Genomic DNA, 10,224 nt, shown 5'->3' with positions numbered 1-10,224 from the left:
GTGTTACTCACCCGTTCGCCGCTCGTGTACCCCGAAGGGCCTTACCGCTCGACTTGCATGTGTTAAGCACGCCGCCAGCGTTCGTCCTGAGCCAGGATCAAACTCTCCGTTGAAGACTCTAGATTTCACAGGCGAACCTGCTAATCAGTCATAGACATCGAGTCAAATCACTAGCAATCAAAAACTCAAACTAGCATTTTCAAACACTGACCCCCTCCGACGGAAGAAGGAGAAGAGCCAGCAAATACCCACACCACAACTCACAACCAAACCCCAAGGGCCAGTTGATCATCCGTGATGCGGAGTACCAAAAACATTTGGCACTGACATTCATCGACACACTGTTGAGTTCTCAAAGAACACGCACACACCATCACTACCGAAGTCACAACTTCGGCCGCTCCGGGGCAACCGTTCCATCTTATCCTACCAGTCTCACCGGCGCAAGCCGAGACGCTGATCAGAATCTAACCGGGATGGAAGCACCACCGTACACGACGGTGAACTTCCGATTTACCAGGCGCCTGCGTCCAACCTCGTGTCCCCCGCCTTCCGGCCGGGGTCGGTGTCCGTGTCGCTCTGACCTGGAATAAGTTACGCGAAGGGAAACAAGAACACCAAATCGCCAGGTCAACGCTGCGAAACGCCGATTCAGGGCACCCAGTACTTGGCAGCCAGCTCCTCGATCACCACATCACCGTCCGAGGCCTGCTCCAAAGCCGCGAGGTCGGCGTCGATGGAAACCAATCGTGGATCGTCCCCCTCCGCCTCCTGGACTGGGTGCCCCCCGTCCTCGGCCAGCTGGCGCAACAGCTTCTCGCGCACCCGGTCCTTCAGCGAATCGCTCATATCGAAATCATGACCGCGCGGCGGTGGGTTGTCGAGAGTGCACCGAACTCATTCCTCGGTCTCGTCCGGCGCCTTCACATTGTCGCTCTTGCCGAAGACTCGCAGCGCGGTCGGAATGAGGACGATCAGCGCGCCCAGGATCGCGATCAACGAAAAGACCTGCATTGCCATCTGTGAACCGACTCTCTGTTTCGTGCCCGCGGCGACCAGGTGTCAGACCGGCGCGAGCCAGCTTCCCCAAGATGTGTTCCTGGTGACGGTAAACGCCGCAAGGAAAATGAGCACACCGACTGTCACTCGCGGACCGAACACGATCGTGCGATCGCGTCGTCCTCGCCAACGGCGACGTGCCCATCCGATCCAGGCGAAGACCATCACCGCGATGAACGGGACGATCAGAACATTGCCGGCCACAGCCGCGCCGATGTCGAGGTTGGTGAGGTCGTGCACCGCCCTCAACCCACCACAGGCCGGGCACCACCACCCGGTCAGGGCGTAGACCGGACAGAAGCCGTACGAACCGGGCTCGTGCGGATCCCGGAAGTGGAGGATCGCGGCGGCGACAACGGCGCCGGCGGCCACAGCGGCGGGCGCATCGAGTGCACGGAGACCGACCGCCGGCGTCGTCGGAGTTCCGCTCTGGGTGTCCACGTGTCCAGTGTTCACGATTCTTCCGGTCTCCGGTGCCGACAGTCAGTCGGGAAGCGAGTAGTCCAGCCACAGACGGTGGGTACCGTCCTCGTCGACGCGGATCCCACCCGCACCGGCAAGTCCCGCCAAGCCTCCGGTACCGCTGCTCGGAACGATGTGCAGCGCCATTGCCTCGACCGTGCTGTCCGACAGCACCTGCATGTGCAGGAAGGCGAAGGAGCCGGCGACACCGTCGATCGAACCTTCGAAGCTCTCCCACGCCGCGTAGGCGCCCGCACTCTGATCCTCGGTGAGACCGCCGACGAATCTGGTGACCGACCGGCCCTCGATGTCGCCGGAGAAGTTCTTCACCATGTCGATGTCGCCCGGGGTGACGCCGGTGGCGACGGACGGAGACCAGTCCCGCGGGCTGAAATCGCTGACGTCGAACGTGCTGGCGGCATGACGAGTGGACATGGTGTGCCTTCCGGGACGGAGAAGTGAGTCGCCCCAGCATCGCGGGAGCGGTCCCGAACTTCTTGTACATATCCGACACGGCGAAGGTGTCCCGACCCCGGAGACGACTCTGGCCCTTCCCGACTGATCGGGAAGGGCCAGAGGACCGCTGAGCTGCCTGAGAGAATCGAACTCTCGACCTTTTCATTACGAGTGAAATGCTCTACCGACTGAGCTAAGGCAGCGGTGCCTTTCGGCGGTGGCGAGTCTAGCGCCTCAACCCCGAGTATGCGAAAACGGCTCCCTGAACGCGTCGCCGAGAGTGGCCACCATGGCATCGACAGCCCACTGCGGTTTGACGTTGACGGTGATCGCCTCGCGGCACTCGAGGACGGCTTCGATGCACTTCAGAAGGCCTTCCGGGGTTGTTCGCGAGGCGAGGTCGGCCGCGCGATCCGCCATGTCCGGGTGGTTCGCGGCCGCGTTCGATTTCCATGCGACGGCGAGCGCGTCGCGATAGAGACCGGCCAGATCGATCAGTGCACGATCGAGTGCGTCACGGCCCGTGCGAGTGGCCCGGGACTTCTGGCGCTTCTCGAGATCCTTCAGCACGCCGGCCGAGCCTCGCAGGGCTCCGGCAGCACCCTTACCGGTGCCGCCCGCCCCCAGAGCCGTGCGCAACTCCTCGGTCTCCTGCTCGTCCCTGGCCGCGCTCATCTCCTTCGCCTCCGCGTCGGCGGAACGCACCAGTTCCTCCGCCGCAGCGAACGCGGTAGCGGGCCGCAGTGCCGCGACAGCGAGATCCAAAGCGTCCTTACGACGCACCTTGGCGTTCAGATCCGTCGCGAGACGCCGCGCGCGCCCGACGTGACCGCCGCTGATCGAGGCCGCCAGTTGCGCATCGGCGGGATCCAGGCCGTCCCGCTCGCGCAGGACCTTGGCGATGGAGTCGGCCGAGGGGGTCACGAGATGGATGTGCCGGCAGCGCGACCGCAGCGTCACGGAGATGTCCTGCGGGTCGACGGAGGGCGCACACAACAGGAACACGGTGCGATCCGGCGGCTCCTCCACCACTTTCAGGAGAGCGTTGGCCGCACCCTCGGTGAGCCGGTCCGCGTCCTCGACGACCACGATCTGCCAACGCCCGGTGCTCGGCCGGCGAGCAGCCGTCTGCACGATGGCACGCATCTCCTTGACGCTGATGCTCAGGCCCTCGGGGACGACTTGCCGGACGTCGCCGTGGGTACCGGCCATCGCGGTGGTGCAGGCGTGGCAGACGCCGCAGCCGGGAACGCCGTCGCTGGTGCATTGGAGTGCGGCGGCGAAACACTGCGCGGCCACCGACCTACCCGATCCGGGCGGGCCGGTGAACAGCCACGAATGCGTCATCGAGGAGCCCATCGCACCGACTCCACGACGGGCGGCAGTCGCAGCGGCCGTCAGCTCGGCCTCGACGTCCTCCTGGCCCACCAACCGGTCGAATACCGTCACCGCGCCAGCCTAACCGGCACGTGCGACAACCCGACCGGCCCGAGGTACCGGCTCACGCCTTCTTGTCCGCTGCCTTCTTCGAGGCCGCCTTCTTGGCCGGCGCCTTCTTGGCGGCGGTCTTCTTTGCAGCCTTCTTGGCGGGTGCCTTCTTCGCGGCGGCCTTCTTCTTGACGGGACCGCGGGCACGCCGATCCGCCAGCAGTTCCGAAGCGCGAGCGTCGGTGATGGACTCCACCTCGTCGCCCTTGCGGAGGCTGGCGTTGGTTTCACCGTCGGTCACGTACGGCCCGAACCGGCCGTCCTTGATCACCATCGGCTTCTCGCTGACCGAGTCGACACCCAGCTCACGCAGCGGCGGAGTGGCGGCGGCCTGACGTCCGCGACGCTTGGGCTCCGCGTAGATCTTCAGAGCCTCGTCGAGGGTCACCGTGAACATCTGGTCCTCGGTGGCGAGGGACCGCGAATCCGTCCCCTTCTTCAGGTACGGGCCGTAGCGACCGTTCTGCGCGGTGATCTCTTCCTTCGACTCCGGATCGACACCCACCACACGCGGCAGCGACAGCAGCCTGAGGGCGTCGTCGAGAGTCACCGTCGCCAGGTCCATCGACTTGAGCAGCGAACCCGTCCGCGGCTTCGGACCCGTGGCCTTCTTCGCTGCCTTCTTCGCCGGCGCCTTCTTGGCAGCCGTCTTGGTCTTGGTCGTCCCGTCGCCCGATTCGTCGGGCACCGGCACCACGGCCGGTTCGGGCTCCGGTTCCGGCTCGGGAAGGATCTCGGTGACGTAGGGGCCGAAGCGGCCCTCCTTCGCGACGATCTCGTGTCCGGTCAGCGGGTCGACGCCCAGCTTGCGACCCTCCTGCGGGGTCGAGAACAGCTTCTCCGCGTACTCCGGTGTCAGCTCGTCCGGCGGAAGGTCGTCGGGCAGGTTGGCCCGCTGCGAGATGAGGTCGCCGTCGGGGTCGTCCGGGTTCTGGACCATCCGCTCGAGGTACGGACCGAACCGTCCGACGCGGACGTGCACTTCGCGGCCCTCGGCGTCGTCGAAGAGCCTGATCGAGTTGACCTCGCGAGCGTCGATCTCCTCGAGGTTGACGCCGACCATCTTCTTCAGGCCGCCCTCACGGGCAACCGAGCCCTCGGCGCCGTGATCGCCGCCGAAGTAGAAACTGCTCAGCCAGTTGCCGCGCTGTTCCCGGCCACCCGCGATCGCGTCGAGGTCGTCTTCCATCCCTGCGGTGAAGTCGAAGTCGACCAACCGCCCGAAGTGCATCTCGAGGAGGCCGATGACGGCGAACGCGACCCACGACGGGACCAGCGCGCTGCCGCGCTTGTAGACGTATCCGCGATCGAGAATGGTCTTGATGATCGACGAATAGGTGGACGGGCGGCCGATGCCCAGCTCTTCGAGGGTCTTGATCAGGCTCGCCTCGGTGTAGCGGGCGGGCGGGTTGGTGGTGTGGCCGTCGGGATCGAGCTTGGTGGCGGTGACCGCCTGGCCCTCGACGAGCACCGGCAGGCGCGACTCGGCGTCGTCGGACTGGCCGCCGGCCTCCTCGTCGACACTCTCCACGTAGGCCTTCAGGAATCCGGCGAACGTGATGGTGCGGCCCGACGCGGAGAAGGTGCACTCCTCGCCGGTGCCCGCGGTTCCGGTGATCCGCAGGGTCAGCGTCGTGCCCCGCGCGTCCGCCATCTGCGACGCCACGGTCCGCTGCCAGATCAGCTCGTACAGGCGGAACTCGTCGGTGTCGAGGCGGGAGTGCAGCTGACCCGGGGTCTGGAACACGTCACCGGCCGGGCGGATGGCCTCGTGCGCCTCCTGCGCGTTCTTGACCTTCCGCGTGTACTGGCGCGGTGTGTCGTGCACGTACTCGGCGCCGTACAACTCGGTGGCCTGCGCGCGGGCGGCAGCGATCGCCGACGACGACAGCGTCGTCGAGTCGGTACGCATGTAGGTGATGTAGCCGTTCTCGTACAGCCGCTGCGCGATGCGCATGGTCCGCTCGGACGTGAAGCGGAGCTTGCGGCCCGCCTCCTGCTGCAGCGTCGACGTCATGAACGGCGCGTACGGCTTGCGGGTGTACGGCTTGCTCTCGGCGGAGGAGACGGTGAGGTCGACACCGGCGAGGGACTCGGCCAGACGCTGCGCCCGTGCCTCGTCCAGAACCGTGACGGTGCTCGTCTTCAGCTGGCCGTCCGCGCCGAAGTCACGGCCGGTGGCCACCCGGGAGCCGTCGACGCTCACCAGACGCGCCCCGAAACTGCGGGGGCTGGCCTCGGCGCCGGCGTCGAGGGTGGCGGAGATGTCCCAGTAGGACGCCGAGCGGAACGCCATCCGCTCGCGTTCACGCTGCACGATGACGCGGGTGGCGACGGACTGCACGCGGCCCGCCGACAGCCTCGGCATGACCTTCTTCCACAGCACGGGGCTGACCTCGTAGCCGTACAGACGGTCGAGGATGCGGCGTGTCTCCTGCGCATCGACCAGGTCGTTGTCGAGTTCGCGCGTGTCCTCGGCCGCGGCTCGGATGGCCGGCTCGGTGATCTCGTGGAAGACCATCCGGCGAACCGGGATCTTCGGCTTGAGCGTCTCGAGGAGGTGCCAGGCGATCGCTTCGCCCTCGCGGTCGGGGTCGGTGGCGAGGAAGAGTTCGTCGGCGTCCTTGAGCAGGCTCTTCAGCTCCGTGACCTTGGACTTCTTCTCCGGACTGACCACGTAGAGCGGTTCGAAATCATGGTCGACGTTGACGCCGAGCCGAGCCCACGACTCACCCTTGTACTTGGCCGGGACGTCTGCGGCTCCGCGCGGAAGGTCGCGGATGTGGCCGACCGACGCCTCGACGACATAGTTCTTTCCGAGGTACGGGGCGATCTTGCGGGCCTTGGTCGGCGACTCGACGATCACGAGGCGGCGAGGCTGGCCGGACGCTCCCGCCGCACCCTGTGCACTGCCGTTGTCCCCTTTAGCCACCTGTAGCCCGAGCCTTCCTGAAGTCGATCGCTGCCACTCGACAGTTGTGCAGACAAACCCTTTTATACCCGGTTCGCCTATTACTAGAGTGACATACCCGGAACCCATCCTCGCAGATCAGTACCGTCTACGCGGCTCTACACGTGGGGCCAACCGGTACGGTCGTCCAAATTTCCGGGCGCCTCACCGATGCTCTCGACGAGTCTGCCGAGCCTACGCCGACCCGAGATTCGGAGCCCCGGACCGGAGCCCCGGGTGCCGATCAGAGTCGGCGCGATGCCCGCTCTCATCAATGCCTGAGCCAACGGCGCGTGGGTATCCGGGGCGTGCGGATCGAGTCCGAGGACGAACCGTTCCCCCTCCGCTTCGCTCCTGCCCGACGCGAGAGCCCACACCCTCAACTGACGCCCCGACGGCACCCAGCCGGAGGGCACCGCCTTGACCGCTCCCCTCGTCCACTGGTCCGCGAGCGGCCGCAAGTCGACGACCGACGCGGTGCGGACCAGCGGGCTGCCCTCGTCGCTGCGCGTGATCTCGACCTCGAGTCCGGCCTGGGCGATCAACTCCGCAATCGCCTCCGCCCGCCACTGGGCGTCGACCACGATCGAGATGCGCGCACGCCCGGCCGATGTGACCACCTGACCCGTCGCGGCGAGAAGACCGCACAGATCGGTGACTGCCGGCGGCATCGCCTCCGCGGAGAAGAAGGAGAGCTGGCTCACTGAAGTACCCCCTTATGCCACGGCACCGTTGCCGTGAAAACGACTCGTCCCCCACCGCCTCAGGCGATGGGGGACGAATCAGACGCGGTCACGAGGACCCCGCCTATCTGATTTACGTGTTCACGAATGTGAACGGCAGAATCAGACTGCGCGAACGCCGGTAGCCTGGGGGCCCTTGGTGCCCTGGCCGACCTCGAACTCCACGCGCTGGTTCTCCTCGAGGGTGCGGAAGCCGCTGCCCTGGATCTCGGAGTAGTGAACGAAGACGTCAGCGGAGCCGTCTTCGGGTGCGATGAAGCCGAAGCCCTTTTCCGCGTTGAACCACTTCACAGTGCCCTGTGCCATGCTTTTCCTTCTCTTTCTAACACCGGATTCGGCGGACAGCACATACAGTCCGCCGGGCCGGTTCCGACCGCTGTACTACTAGATTTCCCCCTCAGGAAAAGCAGAGCACCGCGTTCGCAACATCGATCCTGCGAACGTTCACTCTTTCAAGCCTACGAACACAGAAGCTGCGACCAGTTGTAGTCAACCATGAACTCCGCGAACGCAACAGTCGAAATCCGAACAATTCACACAAAAAGTTGATCTTGTAGCGAACAGGCACGAAACAGCGGATTCATGAGGGGGTCGCGACACCCCGGGCGACAGCCCTGGAGAGGCACTCGTTATCATCAAATGCGCAGGTCGTGGCGGTGTGGAAGCTACTCGCCCGTCCCCTACGACAGCCCGGAGACATCAGTGAGCACACCGTTTTCACCACGTGACGACAGTGGAAATACGGGCGAAACATACGGCCGAGCGCTACTGAACCGAGTCCTCGAGGGAGTTCCCCGAGACGAAAACCCGCTCACTTTCGCCGCGGAAATGCCTGCCCGGACTTCTCAGCTGTCGGAATGGCCGGCGTGGGCGCACCCGAGCGTCGTCCGGGCCATGCAGGAGAACGGGATCCCCCGCCCCTGGACCCATCAGGCCGCCGCCGCCGACCTGGCCCGTCACGGGACGAACGTCGTGGTGTCGACCGGCACCGCCTCGGGCAAGTCGCTGGCCTACCAGCTTCCGGTACTCACCACTCTGGCAACGGATCCGCGGGCGACCGCCCTCTACCTCTCCCCGACCAAGGCGCTGGGCGCAGACCAGCTGCGGGCCGTGACCTCGCTCATCGACTCGGAAGTCCTGGATGCCGGGGACGACCTCCGGAGCGTGTGCCCGTGCGTGTTCGACGGCGACACCCCACTCGAGGTGCGGCACTGGGCGAGGGAGAACTCGCGGTGGCTCTTCACGAACCCCGACATGCTGCACATCTCCCTCCTCCGGACCCATCAGCGATGGGCGCATTTCTTCCGCAATCTGGCCTACGTGGTGATCGACGAATGCCACTCCTACCGTGGTGTCTTCGGCTCGAATGTCGCGCTCGTACTGCGGCGGCTCCGGCGCATCGCGGCCCGGTACGGCGCCGATCCCGTCTTCGTCCTCGCGTCCGCCACCACGGCGGATCCCGGGGCGGCGGCGTCGCGGCTGATCGGCGCGCCCTGCGCCGAGGTCGTGGAAGACGGTTCACCGCACGGCCCCCGGACGGTCGCGCTGTGGGAACCCCCGCTCATGCGGGAGGTCACCGGAGAGAACGGAAGCCCCGTACGACGGCCCGCCGGTTCGGAGGCCGCGCGCATCATGGCCGACCTGATGATCGAAGGGGCCCGCACGCTCACCTTCGTGCGCTCCCGCCGGGGCGCGGAGCTGACCGCGATGGCGACCAAACGCCTACTCGGGGAGATCGATCCCGAACTCTCGGCGCGGGTCGCGTCGTATCGAGCCGGGTACCTCGCCGAGGATCGGCGTGAGCTCGAGACCGCGCTCGCCGACGGCACGCTGCTGGGAGCGGCGACGACGAATGCGCTCGAGCTCGGCGTCGACATCGCCGGCCTCGACGCCGTCGTGGTCGCCGGGTTCCCCGGCACGGTGGCATCGTTCTGGCAACAGGGAGGCCGGTCCGGCCGACGCGGCGAAGGTTCACTCGTAGTCCTGGTCGCGCGTGACGATCCCCTCGACACCTACCTCGTCCACCACCCGTCCGCGCTGCTCGACAAGCCCGTCGAGGCGACCGTCACGGACCCGAGCAATCCCTACGTCCTCGGCCCGCAGTTGCTCTGCGCGGCAATGGAACTACCACTGTCCGACGCCGAGGCCGAGGCGTTCGGGGCGATCGACGTCCTCGGAAAGCTGGCGGAGCAGGGCCTGATCCGTCGGCGCGCCCACGGCTGGTTCGTCACCGCCGGCACAAATCCTCATGGCGCAGTGGATATCCGGGGTGGGATCGGTACCCAGGTGGCAATTGTCGTGTCGGAATCCGGACGCATGCTCGGAACCGTCGACACCGGCCGCGCTCCCGCCACGGCGCATCCCGGCGCCGTCCACATCCATCAGGGTGAGTCGTACGTCGTCGACGAACTCGATCTCGACCAGGGACTCGCCCTGGTGCACGCGGAGGACCCCGACTGGACGACCTCGGCCCGCGAGACCACCGAGATCACGGTCACCTCCGTTCTCGAGCAGAAGCAGTTCGGCGACGTCGAGGTCGCGCTCGTCGAGGTCGAGGTGACCCATCAGGTGATCGGATACCTCCGACGACTGTCTTCGGGCGAGGTTCTCGACGCGGTCGAACTGGACATGCCGAGGCAGACCCTCCCCACCCGTGCGGTGATGTACACGATCACCCCGGAACTTCTGGTGCAGGCGGGTGTTCCGGCCGAACGCGTGCCCGGTTCGCTCCACGCCGCCGAACATGCCGCGATCGGCCTCCTGCCTCTCGTCGCGGTGTGCGATCGAGGCGACATCGGCGGCGTCTCGACCGCGTTGCACGCCGACACCGGACTTCCCACCGTGTTCGTCTACGACGGTCACGCAGGTGGCGCAGGATTCGCCGACCGAGGTCACGCCGAACTCACCCGTTGGCTCGGCGCGACCCGCGAGGCGATCGAATCGTGCGAATGCACCTCGGGGTGCCCGTCCTGCGTGTACTCACCGAAGTGCGGAAACGGCAACGATCCCCTCGACAAGGACGGCGCGATCCGGGTCCTCACGGCGGTTCTGGCCTCGCTCGGCTGA

Annotated in this window: 9 protein-coding genes, 1 tRNA gene and 1 rRNA gene; 1 reads left to right on the top strand and 10 read right to left on the bottom strand. The window is 66.2% G+C overall.

The window, feature by feature from the left end:
- The 10 genes from HGB39_RS06035 to HGB39_RS05995 form a co-directional block, all read right to left on the bottom strand.
- Window positions 1-113 (bottom strand): 16S ribosomal RNA (locus HGB39_RS06035); the annotation flags it as partial.
- Window positions 114-651: 538 nt separating this feature from the next.
- Complete coding sequence (locus HGB39_RS06030) at window positions 652-849, bottom strand: hypothetical protein (protein ID WP_005568355.1); 198 nt, start codon at window positions 847-849, stop codon at window positions 652-654.
- Window positions 850-897: 48 nt separating this feature from the next.
- A complete protein-coding gene (locus HGB39_RS39525) occupies window positions 898-1,020 on the bottom strand; it encodes a hypothetical protein (RefSeq protein ID WP_005248443.1) in 123 nt (40 codons plus the stop codon).
- A gap of 42 nt (window positions 1,021-1,062) precedes the next feature.
- Window positions 1,063-1,500, bottom strand: a complete 438-nt coding sequence (locus HGB39_RS06025) for a DUF2752 domain-containing protein (protein ID WP_005256154.1) — start codon at window positions 1,498-1,500, stop codon at window positions 1,063-1,065.
- A gap of 42 nt (window positions 1,501-1,542) precedes the next feature.
- Complete coding sequence (locus tag HGB39_RS06020; RefSeq protein ID WP_005256152.1) at window positions 1,543-1,956, bottom strand: DUF3224 domain-containing protein; 414 nt, start codon at window positions 1,954-1,956, stop codon at window positions 1,543-1,545.
- A gap of 151 nt (window positions 1,957-2,107) precedes the next feature.
- A tRNA-Thr gene (locus HGB39_RS06015) sits at window positions 2,108-2,180 on the bottom strand.
- A 31-nt stretch (window positions 2,181-2,211) separates the two neighbouring features.
- Complete coding sequence (locus HGB39_RS06010; protein ID WP_005568358.1) at window positions 2,212-3,426, bottom strand: DNA polymerase III subunit delta'; 1,215 nt, start codon at window positions 3,424-3,426, stop codon at window positions 2,212-2,214.
- Window positions 3,427-3,478: 52 nt separating this feature from the next.
- Entirely contained in the window at window positions 3,479-6,397 is a 2,919-nt protein-coding gene (gene topA, locus HGB39_RS06005) for a type I DNA topoisomerase (protein ID WP_037203507.1), read from the bottom strand.
- Window positions 6,398-6,534: 137 nt separating this feature from the next.
- Window positions 6,535-7,119: a hypothetical protein gene (locus HGB39_RS06000; protein WP_005248448.1), complete on the bottom strand. Its 585-nt coding sequence runs from the start codon at window positions 7,117-7,119 to the stop codon at window positions 6,535-6,537.
- A 141-nt stretch (window positions 7,120-7,260) separates the two neighbouring features.
- Window positions 7,261-7,464 (bottom strand): cold-shock protein, encoded by a 204-nt coding sequence (locus HGB39_RS05995; RefSeq protein ID WP_005248460.1) that lies wholly within the window; start codon window positions 7,462-7,464, stop codon window positions 7,261-7,263.
- 396 nt (window positions 7,465-7,860) lie between these two features.
- Between HGB39_RS05995 and sftH the strand changes: the two genes are divergently transcribed.
- Window positions 7,861-10,224, top strand: a complete 2,364-nt coding sequence (gene sftH / locus HGB39_RS05990) for a DNA 3'-5' helicase SftH (RefSeq protein ID WP_043790554.1) — start codon at window positions 7,861-7,863, stop codon at window positions 10,222-10,224.

Origin of the sequence: Rhodococcus opacus, assembly GCF_012396235.1 — a bacterium.
Classification (GTDB): domain Bacteria; phylum Actinomycetota; class Actinomycetes; order Mycobacteriales; family Mycobacteriaceae; genus Rhodococcus_F; species Rhodococcus_F opacus.
The sequence above is the reverse complement of the archived record's forward strand: the minus strand, read 5'-3'. Positions and strand labels throughout refer to the sequence as shown.

What these genes read in the sequence shown, in the direction of transcription:
- HGB39_RS06030 (WP_005568355.1), bottom strand. Translation starts at nt 849, where the DNA reads ATGAGCGATTCGCTGAAGGACCGGGTGCGCGAGAAGCTGTTGCGCCAG.
- HGB39_RS39525 (WP_005248443.1), bottom strand. Translation starts at nt 1,020, where the DNA reads ATGGCAATGCAGGTCTTTTCGTTGATCGCGATCCTGGGCGCGCTGATC.
- HGB39_RS06020 (WP_005256152.1), bottom strand. Translation starts at nt 1,956, where the DNA reads ATGTCCACTCGTCATGCCGCCAGCACGTTCGACGTCAGCGATTTCAGC.
- HGB39_RS05995 (WP_005248460.1), bottom strand. Translation starts at nt 7,464, where the DNA reads ATGGCACAGGGCACTGTGAAGTGGTTCAACGCGGAAAAGGGCTTCGGC.